This window comes from Niabella beijingensis, assembly GCF_020034665.1.
Classification (GTDB): Bacteria; Bacteroidota; Bacteroidia; order Chitinophagales; family Chitinophagaceae; genus Niabella; species Niabella beijingensis.
Map to the genome: position 1 here is coordinate 3580522 of NZ_JAIQDI010000001.1, position 18164 is coordinate 3598685.

The window sequence follows — 18164 nt, forward strand, 5'->3', positions numbered from 1 at the left end:
ATGGCGGAGATCGTTTTAAAGGTTCATCCAAAGGATAATGTTATTGTAGCGCTTAAAGATCTGAAAAAAGGTCAGGTGGTTCAATACGGCGGCGAGGACTTTGAATTACAGGATGACATTCAGGCAAAACATAAATTTTTCACACATGACCTACAGACGGGTGATGAAATCATCATGTACGGTGTATTGGTGGGCAAGGCACAGGAATTTATTCCGAAGGGCGGACGCATGACCACCACGAACACAAAGCATGCGGCAGATCCTTTTGAATACCGGCCCTATCACTACCAGTGGACGGCTCCGGATGTTTCTAAATTCAAAGACCGGACCTTTAACGGGTATCACCGCAGCGACGGAAGAGTGGGAACCGCCAATTACTGGCTGTTTATGCCCACCGTTTTTTGTGAGAACCGCAACCTGGATGTGATCCGGGAAGCACTGCACAATGAACTTGGTTATGCGGTAACCGATAAATACAAAAGGTATGCCCATCATCTGGTGGAAGCATTTAAAAATAACGAAGATCTTTCCAGTGTAACGTTAAATGCACTTCCGGAAGGTGAAGACCGCAAAGGGACGCGGTTGTTTAAAAATATCGATGGTATTAAATTCTTGAACCACCAGGGTGGTTGCGGGGGTACCCGGCAGGACGCCGGTGTTCTAAGTAAGCTGCTGGCCGCTTATGCAGACCATCCGAATGTAGCGGGGATCACCATTCTCAGCCTGGGATGCCAGAACCTGCAGACAAAACAATTACTGGAAGATATTAAACAACGAAATCCTTCTTTCGATAAACCCGTCCTGGTGTTTGAACAACAACAATCGCAAAGTGAAGAACAACTGGTGTCAGACGCCATCCGGAAAACATTTGAAGGATTAATCGAAGCCAATAAAATGGAGCGCAGTCCGGCTCCCCTGACGGCACTTACGGTAGGGGTGAAGTGCGGCGGAAGCGATGGCTTTAGCGGCATCAGCGCCAATCCTGCTGTAGGATATACCAGCGACCTGCTGGCGGCATTGGGAGCAAAGATCCTGCTGGCTGAATTCCCGGAATTGTGCGGAGCAGAACAGCAACTGATCGATCGTACGATCGATGAAGCGGCCGCCCGGAAATTCATTCACCTGATGACCACGTATAATGACCAGGCCCTCAGCGTTGGCTCCGGATTTTTTATGAACCCTTCTCCGGGAAATATAAAGGACGGATTGATCACAGATGCGATCAAGAGTACCGGCGCTGCTAAAAAAGGGGGTACTTCCCCTGTGGTGGATGTGCTGGATTATACAGAGCCGGCCACAAAACCGGGTCTGAGCCTGGTATGTACACCCGGTAATGATGTAGAAGCTACAACCGGTAAAGCCGCATCCGGAGCCACTTTGATCCTGTTCACCACCGGATTGGGCACGCCTACGGGTAATCCTGTTTGTCCCACTGTTAAGATCGCCACCAATACTGCTCTTACGAAAAGGATGGGAGATATAATTGATATCAATGCGGGAGGCATCATTGATGGCGAAAAAACCATCGAACAAATGGGAGAGGAAATACTGGAATATTGCATAAAGGCGGCGAGCGGTGAAGTGATACCCAAAGCGGTGCAGCTGAACCAGGACGACTTTATTCCATGGAAACGGGGTGTATCACTATAACGTCAGCGCTCCGGACCGGTGCCTGGGTAACACATGCGCCTTATAAAAGTAATTAACGATTAACAAATAGGTTGTGAAACATTTTTTAGACGACAATTTTTTACTGGATACAAAAACGGCAGAACAGCTGTATCATGAATACGCTAAAAAGATGCCGATCATCGATTATCATTGCCACCTGCCGCCGCAGCAGATAGCAGAGGATGCCCGGTTTAAGAACATCACACAGGCATGGCTGTATGGCGATCATTATAAATGGCGTGCCATGCGTACCAACGGTATAAATGAAGCTTTTATTACCGGAAGCGCATCTGATGAGGAGAAATTTTTAAAATGGGCCGAAACAGTGCCTTATACCATGCGGAATCCCCTGTATCACTGGACCCACCTGGAGTTGCAGCGGTATTTCGATGTACAGGAAGCGTTGGATGGCAGCAATGGAGCCCGCATTTATGAAACTACTTCGTCAAAGATCAGCAGCCCCGATTATAGTGTAAGAAGCCTGCTGCGTAAAATGAATGTAAAGGTGGTTTGTACCACGGATGATCCCGTGGACTCGCTGGAATTTCATAAAACGATCAAAGCAGACGGGTTTGAAATACCCGTGCTTCCTGCGTTCCGGCCGGATAATGCTATGAATGTTTCTTCACCGGAAACGTTTGCAGCCTATGTTGCCCGGCTGGAAGCAGCTTCAGATACCGAGATAAAAAACCTGGATACATTCTTACAGGCGTTGAAAAGCCGGCATGATTTCTTTGCTGAAATGGGCTGCTCCGTATCGGATCACGGGCTGGAATACATCCAGGCCGCTGATTATACCGAAGCAGCAGTACGTGTACTGTTTGACAAGATCTTAAAAGGAACAGCACTTTCGCCGGAAGAACAGGAACAGTTCCGTTCTGCAATGCTCGTTTGGTTCGCAGAATGGGATCATGAAAAAGGATGGGTACAGCAATATCATTTGGGCGCGCTGCGTAATAACAACACCCGCCTGCTGGAAAAATTAGGACCGGATACGGGATGGGACTCCATCGGTGATTTCACCCAGGGCAGGTCGTTGTCAAAATTCCTGAACGGCCTTGATAAAAACGACCGGCTGGCAAAGACCATTCTTTATAACCTCAATCCCTCCGATAATGAGCTGTTCGCCACCATGACCGGAAATTTTAACGATGGTACGGTGGCCGGTAAGGTGCAGTGGGGATCCGGATGGTGGTTCCTGGATCAGAAGGACGGTATGATCGACCAGATGAATACCCTTTCCAACATGGGACTGATCAGCCGTTTTGTTGGAATGCTGACGGATTCCAGGAGCTTTCTCTCCTTTCCGCGGCACGAATACTTCCGTAGAATACTGTGCAATTTGTTTGGAAACGATATCGAAAATGGCGAACTTCCCGCGGATATCAACTGGATCGGCAAGATCATAGAGGATATCTGTTTTAATAATGCCAATGCGTATTTTGGATTTAATGTGAAATAAAGAAAATGAGTAATTCGTATTTTGATTTAACCGGTAAAACGGCGTTAGTAACCGGAGGAAATAAAGGGATCGGAAAGGGGATGGCCCTGGGCCTGGCAAAAGCAGGTGCCGATATTATTGTAGCTTCCCGTAGTGTGGAAGCCGGATCGGAAATAGAAACTGAAGTAAAAAAACTGGGCCGCAGTTTTAAACATTATAAACTGGATGCTGCGGACAGGAACAATGTGTATGAATTCATAAAACAGGTATTGTCGGAGAATGAGCGGATCGATATCCTGATCAATAACGCCGGAACCATCATGCGGAAGCCGGCTGCGGAACACCCCGACGAATACTGGGATAGTGTACTGGCCATTAATCTGGATACGCCTTTTGTGCTTGCAAGGGAATTCGGAAAGCGCATGATCGAACAGGGATCCGGTAAGATTATTTTTACCTGCTCACTGTTGAGTTTTCAGGGTGGTATCAATGTGCCCGGATATGCGGCAAGTAAAGGCGCTTTAAGCAGTCTGGTAAAAGCACTTGCCAACGAATGGGCCTCAAAAGGTGTGAATGTAAATGGCATTGCACCCGGTTATATTGCAACAGATAATACACAGGCCCTCCGGGAAGATGCCGACCGGAGCAAAGCCATCCTGGACCGGATCCCCGCAGGACGCTGGGGAACACCTGAAGATTTTGCCGGTCCGGCTGTTTTTCTGGCATCAGAAGCAGGAAGCTATGTACAGGGTACGATCCTTACTGTTGACGGCGGCTGGATGGGCCGGTAACAGTTAAAATTCCAAATCTCAAATCTCATCCCGATGATTATCGGGACTCAAATCTCAATAACAATGAACATAAGATACGAACACAGTCCGCAGGAAACAAAAGGAATGACATCCGAGCAATTAAGGGAAAGTTTTCTTGTTGAAGACCTGATGCAGGCAGACAAGTTAACATTGGTATATAGTTTTTATGATCGCCTGATTGTTGGCGGAGTAAAACCGGTAGCAAAAACAGTAGTGCTGAAAAATGAAGAGGAGCTGAAAGCTGATTTCTTCCTGCAACGCCGGGAACTGGGTATCATCAATGTAGGTGGAAAAGGTACGGTTTCTGTTGACGGAAAGAAATTTTCTCTTGAAAAACTGGATTGTCTGTATGTAGGCCGTGGTGCCAAAAAAGTAAATTTCAGCAGCAACGGAAAAAAAGATCCTGCTGTTTTTTACCTCCTGTCGGCACCGGCACATCAGGAATATCCCACCACCAAATACACCAAGGAGCAGGCTGCTCCGGTAACACTGGGTGATATCACTACATCGAACAAACGGACGATCTACAAATACATCCATGAAGAAGGTATCCAAAGCTGCCAGCTGGTGATGGGACTGACGGTTTTGGAGACGGGCAGCGTATGGAACTCTGTTCCGCCGCACACACACACCCGCAGAACGGAGATCTATTTTTATTTCGATCTGCCGGAAGACCAGCGTCTGTTTCATATGATGGGTGAACCACAGCAGACCCGCCACATTATCATGAAAAACCAGGAGGCGGTTATTTCTCCTCCCTGGAGCATGCACTTTGGTTGCGGCACTTCCAACTATGGATTTATCTGGGGGATGGCCGGTGAGAACAAACAGTATACGGACATGGATCCTGCGCCGATAAAAACATTGTTGTAGGTCTCAAATCTCATCCCGATAACTATCGGGACGCAATTCTCAACTTACAAATCAGAAAATCTCAAATAATATTATGTCTAAAAAAGTTGTTACGCTCGGCGAGATCATGCTTCGCTTATCCACACCGGGTTTTGAGCGTTTTGTTCAGTCGGATTCTTTTGATGTTACCTACGGCGGCGGTGAGGCCAATGTAGCAGTGGCGCTTTCCAATTATGGACTCAATGGGTATTTTGTTTCAAAAGTACCGGATAATGCTATAGGGCAGGCGGCCATCAACCACCTGCGCCGTTATGGAGTGAATACCGATTTTGTAGCACGTGGCGGCGACCGGCTGGGGATCTACTTCCTGGAAACCGGCGCATCCATGCGGGCTTCCCAGGTGATTTACGACCGGGCAGGTGCGGCCATTGCCGATGCAGATGTGAATGAGTTTGATTTTGATAAGCTTCTGGAGGGGGCAGATTGGTTCCATACTACAGGGATCACACCTGCGCTGAGCGATAAGGCTGCAGCACTGACGGAGGCTGCGCTCAAAGCAGCAAAGGCAAAAGGAATTACAACAAGTATCGACCTGAACTACCGCAAAAAACTTTGGAGCAAAGAGAAGGCACGTGAAGTGATGAGTGAGCTGTGTAAATATGTAGACGTTTGTATCGGCAATGAGGAAGATGCCGAAACCACACTGGGCTTCAAAGCGAAGGATACCGATATTACAAAAGGAGAACTGAACCTGGAAGGTTACAAAGATGTGATCCGCCAGATGAAAGAGAAATTCAATTTTAAATACATCGCCTCTTCTCTCAGGGAGAGCTACAGCGCCAGTGATAATGGCTGGAGCGCGCTGGTTTCCGATGGAACAGATTTTTATCATACCAAAAAATACAATGTACGCATCGTAGACCGTGTAGGAAGCGGCGATAGTTTTGCCAGTGGTCTGATCTATGGCCTGATTACCGGTATGAGTATGGCGGATGCAGCAGAATTCGGCGTAGCGGCTTCTGCATTAAAACATACCATACCCGGCGATCTGAATCATGCTACACTAAGCGATGTTCAGGGGCTGATGAAAGGAGATGCCAGCGGCCGCGTACAGCGATGATGCCCGGTGTTTATGAATACTGCTAAGACGATACAGCGATTACTGCTTTTTGTTGCATTGAGCATGCTGTCTGTTTTGAATGCTGCGGCACAACAGCCCGTTCGGCTTGCTATAGCGGGGATCACACACGGGCATAGTGACTGGATCTATAACAGCAAGCACAACGCGGATATCGAAATTGTTGGTATTTATGAAACCAATGCAGACCGTATCCGGGAGTTCCGGGAGCGTTATAAACTGCCGGAAACGCTCTTCTATTCCGATCTGGGAAAAATGCTTGATGAAGTAAAGCCGGAAGGCGTAATGGCATTTGGCCCGGTTAACGAGCATATAACGGCAGTACGGGCAGGTGCGCCGCGCCGCATACCTGTAATGGTGGAAAAACCTTTGGCTACCACGTATAAGGATGCCCTGGAAATAGAGCGCCTGGCAAAGCAGTACGGGATAAAAGTATTGACGAATTTTGAGACCTCCTGGTACGCAAGCAATCAGTATGTTAGGGATTGTTATAAAGATGGCCGGCTGGGGCAGCTCCGGAAAGTGATCGTAAATGATGGGCATGAAGGGCCCTGGGCGATGAACCGTCATTTTGTTTCCTGGCTTACCGACCCGGTAAAGAACGGAGGCGGGGCGCTGACGGATTTTGGCTGTTATGGCGCCAATCTCATGACCTGGCTGATGGAAGGACAACGTCCGGTTTCTGTAACGGCAGTGACCCATCAGAACCGGCCGGACCGATATCCGAAAGTAGAAGATGAAGCAACCATTATCCTGCAATACCCGGAACTGCAGTGTGTGATCCAGGCTTCCTGGAGCTGGACCTTCAGCCGTAAGGATATGGAAGTTTACGGAACAAAGGGATATGCCATAGCGGTAGATGCTACAACGGTCAGGAGCCGCCTGAATGCAAAAGAGCCGGAAACCACGCAAAAACTGGCGCGCCGGCCGCCGCCGTTTGAAGATCCTTTTGCGGTTTTTGCAGGTGTGATAAGGGGAACCCTGAAACAGGACCCCGATGATCTGTATGAACTGCCGGTAAATGTTACGGTAGTGGAGATCCTGGATGCCGCCCGCACTTCAGCCAGAAGCGGAAAGACGGTCTATCTGAAATCGGGCACCGGCCTGGGAAAAACAACGATTAAATAAAAAACAGTATGGTTATTGATACGATTCAGAATGCCGCAAAATATGAAACGCTGCATTCATTATTTAAAAAAGCATTTGATTATATACGCCAGACGGATCTGGAACAGGCAGTCGCCGGTACTTATATCGTGGAGGCGGACGCAGTGAAGGCGATCGTTTCTGAAGCACCCGGAAAAACACAGGAGGCATCGCTGGAAAAGTTTGAATGCCACAATCAGTTTATCGATATTCAGTATGTGATCAGCGGTGTGGAACGGATCGGCTGGAAGCCGCGTCAAAACTGCCATACGCCGAATGGTGACTACAATCCTGAGAAAGATGTGCAATTCTATAAGGACGCACCGGATCTGTTTTTTACATTGAATTCCGGGCAGTTTGTTGTCTTTTTTCCTGAGGATGTGCATGCACCGATGATCGGAGATGCGGTGATTAAAAAATTAGTAATAAAAATAAAAGCATAAGTAGAAAATGGCCGTACAACAAACAATTAATACCATTATTGAACAGGGTATGCTGCCCCTGTATTTTAACGCGGATGAAAGCGTAAGTATTGAAGTGCTGCGTGCCTTACACCGGGCGGGCGTGCGCGCGGTAGAATACACCAACCGTGGAGAAGCTGCATACAATAATTTTAAAAAACTGGTTGCAATCCGCGACAGCGAAATGCAGGGCCTACTGCTGGGAATTGGCACTGTAAAGAACCGGGAGGATGCAGAAAGCTATCTTGAAGCAGGTGCCGATTTTTTTGTAAGCCCTGGTTTTGTTCCGGAGATCGCGGCGTTTGCGGCGGAAAAAAATATTTTCTACGCGCCCGGTTGTATGACACCCACCGAGATCATCGCTGCTGAGAATGCAGGTGTGAAGTTTATAAAATTGTTCCCGGGGGATATGCTGGGGCCAAAATACCTGGGAACGATCAGGGATATTTTCCCCAAATTACTGTTTATGCCTACAGGTGGTGTGGATACCACAAAGGAAAATATCGAAAGCTGGTTTAAAGCCGGTGTGTGTGCGGTAGGTATGGGAAGCAAACTGGTGAGCAAATCACTGATGGCGGATAAAGATTACGCCGCTATTGAGCAGGCCACAGCCGCAGTTTTAAATACGATCCAATCAATAAAAAGTAAATAATGATGCAAAAAGCCATAGGAAAATACAGATGGACGATCTGCGGACTGCTGTTCTTTGCCACGACGGTGAACTACCTGGACCGGCAGGTGCTGAGTTTGTTAGCACCGGAACTGACACATAAGTTTGGATGGACAAACAGTGACTATGGAAATATAACCGCGGTATTTCAGTTTGTATATGCATTGTCCATGCTGTTTGCAGGACGTATCGTAGATAAATTAGGAACAAAATGGGGCTATGCCTGGGCGTTGATCATCTGGTCGGTTGGTGCGATCATGCATGCGGAAGCAGTAAATATCGGTCATGCCGCCAACACGGTATTAAGCTGGTTTGGTATCGCGGCAGTTCCGGTGTCCATTATCGGGTTTATGATCGCCCGGGCGGTACTGGGTTTTGGTGAGGCCGGAAACTTTCCGGCTGCGATCAAGGCCACGGCCGAATATTTTCCCAAAAAGGAACGTTCCCTTGCAACGGGCATCTTTAATTCAGGAACAAATCTGGGGGCGATACTGGCACCGTTAACCGTTCCCTGGATAGCAGGACACTGGGGCTGGGAATCTACTTTTATTATCATCGGTGCTATTGGCTTTCTCTGGCTCCTGTTCTGGTTTTATTATTATGATATCCCGGAAAAGCAGAAGCGGTTGTCGCAGGAGGAGCTGGCCTATATTCAAAGCGATGTGGATGAAAATACCAATCAGTCCGCTGCAGTTCCCGGTGCAAAAGTACCCTGGTTTAAATTGCTGGGTTATAAGCAGACCTGGTCGTTTGCTATCGGAAAATTCCTTACAGACGGGGTATGGTGGTTTTATCTGTTCTGGCTGCCCAAATACCTGGAAGCACAATACGGCTTAACAGGACAGGCATTGGCTCTTCCCCTTTTTGTATTATACAGCATGACGATGGTGGGCAGCATTGGCGGCGGCTGGTTCCCGATGTATTTCATCAAAAAGGGATACCATGCATACGACGGACGGATGCGTGCCATGATCCTGATTGCATTATTCCCCTTGCTGGTGTTACTGGCACAACCCCTTGGACACATCAGTTATTGGGTGCCCGTATTGCTGATCGGTATCGGTGCGTCTGCTCACCAAGCCTGGAGTGCCAATATCTTTACAACCGTTTCAGATATGTTCCCCAAGAAAACGGTAGCTTCTGTAACGGGTATTGGTGGAATGGCCGGAGGGATCGGCGGTGTGGTCGTTTCGCTGATAAGCGGAAAATTATTTGACTATTATAAAGCGCTGGGACACATAGAAACCGGGTACGCTATCATCTTTGGATTTTGTGCCATTGCGTATGTATTATCCTGGATCATTATGAAATCCCTGGTGCCAAAATATAAGCCGATCACGGATCTGTAAAATCAGGATACAGTATAAATAAAAACTCCCGGCAGGTTCCGGGAGTTTTTTATTTTATTGACTTACGGTTATCGTTAGTTATGGGAGAACTGCTTCGGGTTTTGAAGCTGCATAACGCAATAGACGGGGCAGCAGGAATGCTGGTATTGCCGGTAATCGGTCGATAATGAAACTAAGTGTAGATGCCCTCAATTTCCTTTTTGAACTTTTCCAGGATCACTTTCCGCTTCAGGCTCAGTTTCGGGGTCATTTCACCGGTATCCACGCTCCACTCATTTGGCAGCAATTCAAATTTTTTGATCTGCTCGATGTGATTAAAATTGACATTGTGGTGATCGATGACCGACCGGAAGAGCTCATGTACCTTAGGATCCTTCACAATGGCCTCATTGCTGCCGATCTCCAGTTTCTGCTCCTGCATCCAGTCTTTCACCGCATGAAACGAGGGAACGATCAGCGCACTTACAAATTTTTTGTCATTGCCCACTACCATGATCTGCTCGATGAATTTGCTTTCTTTCATTTTGTTTTCGATAGGCTGCGGGGCCACATATTTTCCGCCGCTGGTTTTGAACAACTCCTTTTTACGGTCGGTGATTTTTAAAAAACGGTCTTCCACCCAAACGCCGATATCACCCGTATAGAGCCAGCCGTCCTTTACAACTTCATCTGTTAGTTCGGGATGTTTATAGTACCCCTGCATTACACAGGCGCTTCTGGCAAGGATCTCTCCATCTTCCGCTATTTTTACTTCAATGCCTTCAATGGGAGGGCCTACTGTGCCATAATAAGTGCCTCCGGTTTCTTCCCGGTTGACACAAATGACCGGACTGTGCTCTGTTGGGCCGTAACCTTCATAAACAGGAATGCCTGCCGCATTAAAAATGCGGAGCAGCCGCTCTGGTGCCGCCGCACCGCCGGTGATAATAAAACGGATGCGTCCGCCCAGGGCTTCGCGCCATTTGCTGAACACCAGCTTGCGGGCGATCCCCAGCTGCCATTTGTAAAAAGCGCCCTTACCGGCCCGGTTATCGTATTGGGTACCGAGATTTACACTCCAGTAGAATAATTTCTTTTTGATCCCGGTCAGCTCCTTTCCTTTGAGCATGATCTTTTCATACACTTTTTCCAGCAGCCGGGGTACCGTAGTGAAACCATCCGGTTTGATTTCTCTTAGATTATCGGCAATGGTTTCCATGCTCTCGGCATAATAGATGCTGATACCGCTGAACAGGTACAGGTAGGTGATCATCTTTTCAAAAATATGATTCAGCGGCAGAAAACTCAGCGTGCGGGTCTGCGGCTGATCCGGAAAAGGAAAGCTGGCCTTTGAATAATAAATGTTGCTGACAATGTTTTCATGACTCAGCATAACTCCCTTTGGAGTACCGGTGGTACCGGAGGTATAGATAATGGTGGCGGTATGCTGCGGACTGTACTGCTCCCTTGCTATTGTCAGGGTAGCCTCCTGTTCCTCCGTTACCGGGACAAACAATGCCGAATAATGCGGTGTTCCTTCAATTTCATCAAATGAATAAATGCCCCGCAAAAAATTACTTTTAACAGAGCGCACTTTATCCAGTAGCTCCCGGTTGCTTACAAAAATGAATTTGGCCTCCGATTCATTCAGGATAAACTCCAGTTCATGAGGATTGGTGGTAGGGTAAATCGGGATAAGAATGGCCCCGGTCTGCTGTACTGCCAGGTCCGTAAATACCCATTCCGGCCGGTTCTGGCTGATGATGGCGATTTTGTCACTTTCCTCGGCGGATGTATTTTTCCCATGGACCCCTTTTTGGAGCAATCCCAACGATAGCTGGTCAACAATGGCACGGACCTCCTTTGTTGAATAAGATTTCCAACTGCCGTTGATCTTTGCATTCAGCATATCCGGCTTGGGAAAATGTTTCAATTGGTGGGCAATCGCATCAAACAATCTGTAAGCAGGGAAATTCATTAGCTATCATTTAGTTCTAATATACAATTTAAGAAAAATCCGGTAAATAAAAAACCACTCCGGTAGTGAAGTGGTTCAATGTTGAAAGTAAAAGTCTTATTTCCGGTTGGAATAAACCTGCCCCGCCGGCATTTTAAACACGCGGGATTTATGAAACTCGGTAAATTTATCGTAAAGCGTTTTATTATTGCTGGCCCAGGTTTCAAAAGCCGACTGATTGTTTACAGGACCGAACATCCACTGGTTGTACGCATCAAAAATGCCATCCTTCATTAATTGCTGGTGGTATTCAAATAAGCGGTAAGGATATTTTTTGTTGTAATTGTTGATCCAGTCCAGCACAAAACGGGTGCGGATCATGGCGAGGGTTTCCGGCGTCAGTCCCTGCGCGGTGATGCCCGATTGGCGTGCAAAGGTTTCCAGTACTGCTTTGGCAAATTCATTTTTCGTGTTTGATGCAGTTTGGGAAAGATTTCCGGAGAACAATTCCTTATAGGCATCCAGCACCATTTTTTTTATGTTACCGGATTTTGGGTTCAGGCTTTCCATATTGGCATAGATCTCACCGTAGAGGATGGCCCATATTTTCCCTTCCGGCTGTTTGTAGTAATAAACAGCTGCATTATAGTAGTTACCGCTGTAGGAGGGGGCCATTTCCATTCCTTTTTCCCACATGGAGATGGCCGCTGTTCCGTTTTTCATTATTTCCAGCACTTCGCCGTACTCGCTGTAAAGCGGTCCCTGTTTCGGGAATTTTTCGATAGCTGTTTTATAGATCTTTTCCGCTTCTTTGCCGTTATCGGTGCCGCGGTAAAGTGTTCCTGCCAGCTGGTAAGCAGCTACATCTGCATTCTCTGAAGCTATTACCGGTTTGATGATCTCCAGTCCCTTGGCATAGTCCTTTTTATAATAGTAGGCCAGGGCCAGGTCCTTTTGAACATCGATGTTGTTTTTATCGGTCTGGGCAGCCTTGTTCAATACCAGTACTGCGTTATCCATATCACCCGACAACATGAATTTTCTTGCATTTTCGCGCATGGAAGCAATCTCATCCTGACCAAACGCCATAACGGTTCCCATTAAAAAAAGGCCCGCGGTAAAAATCTTCTTCATTTTTTTATATTTTTAAATAACTGATTAACAGCCTGTTTAAATGCTTTCTGGTTATTTAGCAAAAAATAAGCCGAACCACCGAATAGAGGACGTAAAAATAGAACAAAGGGTGGTAGCGCCATAATTTTTATTTTTCCTAACAAATTGGGCATCATAGCCTTTTTCTGCGAAAGATCCCTGTGCTATCGGTGTCTACAAAAATACCGCCGGTGCGGGATGCAGGGCGGTATCTTAAATCAGTGTGTAGGCAGTCAGCTGCTACAATAAATGCGTCAGTAAGCCGTCCCTGAGCTTAGGCTCAAACCAGGTGCTTTTCGGAGGCATTACTTCGCCGCTGTCAGCAATGTCAAACAGCTGCTGGATGGTAACAGGGTACAGGCTGAATGCCACGTTCATTTCGCCGCTGTTCACACGTTTTTCCAGCTCCTGGATACCCCGGATGCCGCCAACAAAATCGATGCGCTTATCAGTGCGCTGATCTTTTATTCCCAGTAACTTGTCCAGTACATTTTCGGCCAGTATGGATACATCCAGGATGCCGATGGGATCTTCTGTAAAGGTACCCGGCCGGCTCCTCAGCAAATACCATTTCCCGTCGAGGTACATTCCGAACTCGTGCAGCCGGCCGGGCTTTACGGCAGTTTCGGAGGCGGTCACTTCAAAGTCTTCATGGAGCGCCGCTATAAAATTTTCCGTAGTATGTCCGTTAAGGTCTTTGATCACGCGGTTGTAATCCAATATAGCAAGTTCCGCCGCCGGGAAGATAACGGTGAGGAAATAAGCCGCTTCTGCACTGTTGGGCAACGCTTTGTGAACCTTGGCGGCAGAGGCTGCGCGGTGATGACCGTCGGCAATATAGGTGGCTGGAACTTTTTCTCGGAATAAAGTAGTGATCTGCTCAATTACAGCGTCGTCATTTACCACCCAGACAGTATGCCGGATGCCGTCTTCAGCAGTAAAATCATATTCAGGAGCATGCTCTTTTTTCCATTGATCGATCAGGGCGTCCAGTTCGGCTACATTATTATAGGCAAGAAACACCTTGCCGGTTTGTGCTTCGATGGTGCTCATATGGTTAATGCGGTCCTGTTCTTTCTCCGGCCGGGTGAACTCATGCTTTTTTATCAGGCCGTTTTCATAATCCGAAACTGCAGATGCCGCTACCAGCCCGGTTTGGCTTCTTCCGTCCATAATCAGCTGATAGATATAATAACAGGGTTTGTCTTCTTTAAAAAGCAGGCCCTTTTGTTGAAAAGCTGCGAGGTTTTCCTTGGCTTTTTCATACACGGTGCTGCTGTGCAGCGGAACATCCGGGGCAAGATCCACTTCTGCTTTTGTAATGTGTAGAAAAGATTCGGGATTGTTTTTAACTTCTTCCCGGGCTTCTTCACTGTTTAATACATCATAAGGACGGGACGCAACTTTGGCGGCTACTGCTTTATCGGGGCGCAGTGCCGGAAAGGGTTTGATAACTGACATAATGTGATTATAGTTGTTTGTTTTAATCGATTGTGTAATTTTTTTGGATCAATGCGGAGCTGTACCCGGTTTCTCCATTTCCACCACGCCACCGGTAACAGTATACTTCATGGCATCGCCGGGGGTAATGTCCTCGATCATACGAACGCGTTCCCTCGGAAGGATATAAAGCTGCCCGGCAAAGTTATAGGCCTGGGGTACATAAACGCCGATCATATTGACGCCCAGGTTGAATTTTTCCATTTCCTCATCGGTGATAAATCCCACGATCCAGATATCTTCATTAAAGATGTTGGCCAATACCGGTTTGGTAAATTTCTTTTTATCGCCCGCAAAGGCTTTGAAAAAATCCTTGATCGAGGTATAGAGCAGCTTGATGCCGGGAGTACGTTCCAGCCAGTGGTCAAAAAAGTTAATGACGGCTTCCATGATCAGGGAAGAGCTGATCCAGCCGATAAAGATCACGAAGAGGAGGATGGTCAGAAACCCCAGTCCCGGTATCACCATTACGGGCCGCAACAGGTTGTCTACCCAGTTAAAAAGCTGGTAAAGTATATAGATCGTAATCGTAATGGGAGCCAGGATAATGAGTCCCTGGAGAAAATAGCGGAACAACCGCTTTATGATACTGTCTTCCTTTTTATAATTCGCCGTGGCCATGATTTCCGGCAAAAATAGAATGTTTTTCAACAGGTTGCCCGTCTGAGTTGTTTTTTCCGGCGGTTCACCGGTAAAAAAATACCGTTTGCCGGTATGGACAGCGCCGGAAAAGAGTCGTATAATAACTTCGGTTAAGTTTTTTGAAAAAAACTATGGAAACTTTAAGAGTTCAAAAAGTTTCCATAGTTTCGCATCGCAAATGGAAGCCGAAAACGAAAATAAGGTTCATATACGGAGTGAAGCCCTGCAGCTGTTTATGCAGTACGGTACCCGCAGTGTAAGCATGGACGATATTGCGGCGGCCGTTGGCAGCAGCAAGAAAACCATTTATCAGTACTATACCGACAAGGACCATCTGGTAGCGGAAGCGATCGAAGTGGCATTGATTGAGAACTGTACGCAATGCAAAAAGTTTCACCGGTTGTCGGAAAATGCCATACAGGAGGGCTTTTTGGCCATTGACCAGACATCGGAATTGTTCCGCAATATGAACCCTGTATTAATGAATGATCTGAAAAAGTATCATCCCAAGGCCTATAAACGGTTTGTTGAATATAAGAGCGAGTTCATTTATGATATTATTGTTAATAATATCAAACGCGGGATCGAAGAGGGGCTTTACCGGGAGGATCTGAATATCGATATCATCGCCCAGTTCCGGGTTGGCAGCATCGACATTCTTTTTATGCCGGAGTTTTATGGCAGGGTGAAGGAAGGCTTGTTCCGGGTTCAGCTGGAGATATTTTACTTTTTCCTTTACGGAATGGCGACCCCCAAAGGGCAGAAATTGATCGAAAAATATAAAAAACATAAACCAAAAAATAGTTCAGATGCAAAAGATTAGGCTGATGGTATTAACCATCGTTGGGCTGGTGATGGCAGGCAGCGGAAGGGCACAGGACAGCACCCATTACTTTACATTACAGCAGGCGCTGGATTACGGGCAGAAACATAATGTGCAGGTAAAAAATGCCCTGCTGGATATCAAGTTACAGGAACAGGTAAACCGTGAGGTGACCGGCAGCGCTTATCCGCAGATCAACGCGAGCGGTGAGGTTGTAGATAATTTCAAATTACCCGTTTCCATTATCCCGGCGGGAACCGTTTTTATGCCCGGCACACCTCCCACAACAGAGGATACCCGTTTGTCTTTTGGTGTAAAATGGAGCAGCATGGGCGGCGTGTCAATCAGCCAGATCCTTTTTGACGGTCAGGTTTTTACCGGTTTGCAGGCGAGAAAGACACTGATCGATTATAAAGCAAAAACGGCGGAGGTTACTGAAGAACAAATCCGGCAGACAATTGCCAAGGTGTACTACCAGCTGGTGGTGAGCAAAACACAGGTAGCACTGATCGATTCAAACCTGGCCCTCGTTCAGAAAAACAGGAATGATACGAAAATCATGTATGATAACGGGTTTGCAGAAAAACTGGATATTGATAAACTGGATGTGCAATTGGCAAACCTCCGGTCTCAGAAGAACCAGGTACTTAACTCTGTTAATAACGGATACCTGGGATTAAAAGTGTTGATGGGAATGCCCGTTCGCGAACAGCTGGTGCTTACAGATACGCTTACAGATGAAAGTTTGAAAGAAGATATTTTAGAAGATGGAACGTTTGACTACAGCCGGCGAAGAGATTATCAGGCGGCATTATTGGGAGTAAAACTGAATGAATATGATGTACAGCGTTATAAGAGAAGTAAAATTCCAACGCTGTCATTGAATGGATATTGGAACCAGATGACACAGGCTAACCGGTTCGGGGACATGTATAGCTCAAGTGCCTACTGGTTCCCGGTTAGTGCAGCAACATTAAAGTTATCGATTCCTATATTCAGCGGCTTTGCCACCAATGCCAAAATTGCGCAAGCAAAAATAAAATTGCAGCAAACAGAAAACCAGGTGGAGGCGCTCAAACTGAGCATCGATATGCAAAGGGATTCTGCAATGAATACCTTTAAGTCGGCGCTGACCGATATGGATTATCAAAAACAAAATATGGTACTGGCAGAAAATGTGTACAACCAGACCAAGAAAAAATATGAAGTAGGTACCGGCAGTCAGATCGAAATCGACAATGCAAGGGTGCAGTTGCAGACAGCTCAAACCAATTATTACAATGCCCTCTATAATGCAGTAGTTGCCAAGGTAGATTACCTGAAGGCAACCGGTAAATTTTAAAGTCCAAACTATTTAATACTATATTTTATGCGCAGCGTTTTAAAAACCACATTAACAATAACTGCTTTTGCAGTGATGCTTTATTCTTGCGGAGGCGGGAAGGAAAAAGGGCGGATAGGTGACCTCAAGGCAAAGATCGAGAAACTGAAAGCCGAGCAAAAAAAGAACAATGATGAGCTGGCCAAATTAGAGGAAGAATTAGGCAAGCTGGATTCAACAACATTGAAATCGAAGCTGGTGGCTGTAGCGCCCATCGGTACAGATGCCTTCAATCATTATATCGACCTTCAGGGATCGGTTGATGCAAGAAATAGTGCTTATGTAGCTCCCAAGATCCAGGGCGGTGTTGTAAGAGCAATATATGTAAAACAGGGCGACCAGGTGCGCAAAGGACAGGCCCTGCTCAAACTGGATGATGCTATCTACCGCCAGCAGGTAAATGCGGCACAGCAGCAGACCGGCCAGATAAAGGCTCAACTGAAGCTGGCACAGACAACCTATGAGCGGCAGAAAAATCTCTGGGCCAGCAATATTGGTACCGAAATGCAGGTGCTTCAGGCCAAAACCAATGTAGAGGCCCTTACCAGCCAGTTGCGGGCAGCGGAAGCGCAGGTTGCACAAGCTCAGGAGCAGCTTTCCTTTACCAATGTTACAGCAGATATAAGCGGAGTGGTAGATCAGCTGAATGTGAGGGTTGGCGAGGCCTTTGCGGGAATGGCCGGCACATCTCCCCAGGTATCCATTGTAAATACATCAAATCTGCGAATCGTTGTAAAAGTACCGGAATCGTACATCGACCGCGTTAAGACCGGATCCCAGGTAGTGGTGACGCTGCCGGATGCCGGCAATAAACAAATCACAGGGAAGGCTTCAGTGATCAGCCGTCTGGTAGACCCGGTATCGCGGACCTTTAATATGGAAGTGGCGATCCCCAGTGATCCGGCCATCAAAGCAAATCAGATCGCCCGCGTGCAGATCATGGACTACAGCCGGCCAGATGCCATTACTATTCCTGTTAACACACTGCAAACGGATGATAAAGGAAAATATGTGCTGTTGGCGGTGAACGAAAAAGGTAAACTGGTGGCCCGGAAAAAAACAATAGTTGTCGGTGAGCTGTATGGCGATCGCCTGGAAGTGAAGAGCGGATTGAACGCAGGCGACCAACTGATCACAGAAGGCTTCCAGAGCCTGTATGAAGGCCAGTTGATCACTACCGGAAAATAATT

The 18164-nt window shown here is 47.0% G+C and carries 16 protein-coding genes; 12 read left to right on the forward strand and 4 right to left on the reverse strand.

What is annotated here, in order from left to right; genetic code table 11:
• The 9 genes from K7B07_RS15065 (at position 1) to K7B07_RS15105 (ending at position 9540) form a co-directional block, all read left to right on the forward strand.
• Positions 1 to 1650 (forward strand): UxaA family hydrolase, encoded by a 1650-nt coding sequence (locus tag K7B07_RS15065; RefSeq protein WP_223710983.1) that lies wholly within the window; start codon positions 1 to 3, stop codon positions 1648 to 1650.
• A 73-nt stretch (positions 1651 to 1723) separates the two neighbouring features.
• On the forward strand, positions 1724 to 3133 hold the full coding sequence (uxaC, locus tag K7B07_RS15070) for a glucuronate isomerase (RefSeq protein ID WP_223710985.1): 1410 nt from the start codon (positions 1724 to 1726) through the stop codon (positions 3131 to 3133).
• Between the two features lie 5 nt (positions 3134 to 3138).
• On the forward strand, positions 3139 to 3903 hold the full coding sequence (locus K7B07_RS15075; RefSeq protein WP_223710987.1) for an SDR family oxidoreductase: 765 nt from the start codon (positions 3139 to 3141) through the stop codon (positions 3901 to 3903).
• A gap of 63 nt (positions 3904 to 3966) precedes the next feature.
• A complete protein-coding gene (kduI, locus tag K7B07_RS15080) occupies positions 3967 to 4797 on the forward strand; it encodes a 5-dehydro-4-deoxy-D-glucuronate isomerase (protein WP_223710989.1) in 831 nt (276 codons plus the stop codon).
• Between the two features lie 73 nt (positions 4798 to 4870).
• Positions 4871 to 5896 (forward strand): sugar kinase, encoded by a 1026-nt coding sequence (locus tag K7B07_RS15085; protein ID WP_223710990.1) that lies wholly within the window; start codon positions 4871 to 4873, stop codon positions 5894 to 5896.
• A 12-nt stretch (positions 5897 to 5908) separates the two neighbouring features.
• Complete coding sequence (locus K7B07_RS15090) at positions 5909 to 7042, forward strand: Gfo/Idh/MocA family protein (RefSeq protein WP_223710992.1); 1134 nt, start codon at positions 5909 to 5911, stop codon at positions 7040 to 7042.
• Between the two features lie 8 nt (positions 7043 to 7050).
• Positions 7051 to 7503 carry a NanQ anomerase/TabA/YiaL family protein gene (locus K7B07_RS15095; RefSeq protein WP_223710994.1) on the forward strand — a complete coding sequence of 151 codons (453 nt, stop codon included), beginning with the start codon at positions 7051 to 7053 and terminating at the stop codon, positions 7501 to 7503.
• Positions 7504 to 7510: 7 nt separating this feature from the next.
• Entirely contained in the window at positions 7511 to 8173 is a 663-nt protein-coding gene (locus K7B07_RS15100; RefSeq protein ID WP_223710996.1) for a bifunctional 4-hydroxy-2-oxoglutarate aldolase/2-dehydro-3-deoxy-phosphogluconate aldolase, read from the forward strand.
• A complete protein-coding gene (locus K7B07_RS15105) occupies positions 8173 to 9540 on the forward strand; it encodes an MFS transporter (RefSeq protein WP_223710998.1) in 1368 nt (455 codons plus the stop codon). Before K7B07_RS15100 ends, K7B07_RS15105 begins: the two co-directional genes overlap by 1 nt.
• A gap of 172 nt (positions 9541 to 9712) precedes the next feature.
• Here the strand turns inward: K7B07_RS15105 and K7B07_RS15110 are convergent, their stop codons facing one another.
• The 4 genes from K7B07_RS15110 to K7B07_RS15125 form a co-directional block, all read right to left on the reverse strand.
• Positions 9713 to 11497, reverse strand: a complete 1785-nt coding sequence (locus tag K7B07_RS15110) for an AMP-dependent synthetase/ligase (RefSeq protein WP_223711000.1) — start codon at positions 11495 to 11497, stop codon at positions 9713 to 9715.
• A 96-nt stretch (positions 11498 to 11593) separates the two neighbouring features.
• Entirely contained in the window at positions 11594 to 12610 is a 1017-nt protein-coding gene (locus K7B07_RS15115) for a tetratricopeptide repeat protein (protein ID WP_223711002.1), read from the reverse strand.
• Between the two features lie 258 nt (positions 12611 to 12868).
• Positions 12869 to 14089 carry a DUF1015 domain-containing protein gene (locus K7B07_RS15120; RefSeq protein WP_223711004.1) on the reverse strand — a complete coding sequence of 407 codons (1221 nt, stop codon included), beginning with the start codon at positions 14087 to 14089 and terminating at the stop codon, positions 12869 to 12871.
• A 48-nt stretch (positions 14090 to 14137) separates the two neighbouring features.
• A complete protein-coding gene (locus K7B07_RS15125; RefSeq protein ID WP_223711006.1) occupies positions 14138 to 14761 on the reverse strand; it encodes a DUF502 domain-containing protein in 624 nt (207 codons plus the stop codon).
• A 187-nt stretch (positions 14762 to 14948) separates the two neighbouring features.
• Between K7B07_RS15125 and K7B07_RS15130 the strand changes: the two genes are divergently transcribed.
• Genes K7B07_RS15130 through K7B07_RS15140 form a run of 3 tightly spaced genes read left to right on the forward strand, consistent with a single transcriptional unit; the run spans position 14949 to position 18162 of the window.
• A complete protein-coding gene (locus tag K7B07_RS15130) occupies positions 14949 to 15593 on the forward strand; it encodes a TetR/AcrR family transcriptional regulator (protein WP_223711007.1) in 645 nt (214 codons plus the stop codon).
• Positions 15580 to 16935: a TolC family protein gene (locus K7B07_RS15135; RefSeq protein ID WP_223711009.1), complete on the forward strand. Its 1356-nt coding sequence runs from the start codon at positions 15580 to 15582 to the stop codon at positions 16933 to 16935. Before K7B07_RS15130 ends, K7B07_RS15135 begins: the two co-directional genes overlap by 14 nt.
• 27 nt (positions 16936 to 16962) lie before the next feature.
• The gene (locus tag K7B07_RS15140) at positions 16963 to 18162 is read left to right on the forward strand and encodes an efflux RND transporter periplasmic adaptor subunit (protein WP_223711010.1); all 1200 of its coding nucleotides are present in this window, start codon (positions 16963 to 16965) and stop codon (positions 18160 to 18162) included.
• Positions 18163 to 18164 lie beyond the last annotated feature (2 nt).

Bases quoted from the DNA above. Each gene is read 5' to 3' on its own strand.
- K7B07_RS15085 (WP_223710990.1), top strand. From the start codon at position 4,871: ATGTCTAAAAAAGTTGTTACGCTCGGCGAGATCATGCTTCGCTTATCC.
- K7B07_RS15140 (WP_223711010.1), top strand. From the start codon at position 16,963: ATGCGCAGCGTTTTAAAAACCACATTAACAATAACTGCTTTTGCAGTG.
- K7B07_RS15115 (WP_223711002.1), bottom strand. From the start codon at position 12,610: ATGAAGAAGATTTTTACCGCGGGCCTTTTTTTAATGGGAACCGTTATG.
- K7B07_RS15100 (WP_223710996.1), top strand. From the start codon at position 7,511: ATGGCCGTACAACAAACAATTAATACCATTATTGAACAGGGTATGCTG.
- K7B07_RS15110 (WP_223711000.1), bottom strand. From the start codon at position 11,497: ATGAATTTCCCTGCTTACAGATTGTTTGATGCGATTGCCCACCAATTG.
- K7B07_RS15105 (WP_223710998.1), top strand. From the start codon at position 8,173: ATGATGCAAAAAGCCATAGGAAAATACAGATGGACGATCTGCGGACTG.
- K7B07_RS15065 (WP_223710983.1), top strand. From the start codon at position 1: ATGGCGGAGATCGTTTTAAAGGTTCATCCAAAGGATAATGTTATTGTA.
- K7B07_RS15090 (WP_223710992.1), top strand. From the start codon at position 5,909: ATGAATACTGCTAAGACGATACAGCGATTACTGCTTTTTGTTGCATTG.
- K7B07_RS15130 (WP_223711007.1), top strand. From the start codon at position 14,949: ATGGAAGCCGAAAACGAAAATAAGGTTCATATACGGAGTGAAGCCCTG.
- K7B07_RS15095 (WP_223710994.1), top strand. From the start codon at position 7,051: ATGGTTATTGATACGATTCAGAATGCCGCAAAATATGAAACGCTGCAT.
- K7B07_RS15075 (WP_223710987.1), top strand. From the start codon at position 3,139: ATGAGTAATTCGTATTTTGATTTAACCGGTAAAACGGCGTTAGTAACC.
- K7B07_RS15135 (WP_223711009.1), top strand. From the start codon at position 15,580: ATGCAAAAGATTAGGCTGATGGTATTAACCATCGTTGGGCTGGTGATG.
- kduI (WP_223710989.1), top strand. From the start codon at position 3,967: ATGAACATAAGATACGAACACAGTCCGCAGGAAACAAAAGGAATGACA.
- K7B07_RS15120 (WP_223711004.1), bottom strand. From the start codon at position 14,089: ATGTCAGTTATCAAACCCTTTCCGGCACTGCGCCCCGATAAAGCAGTA.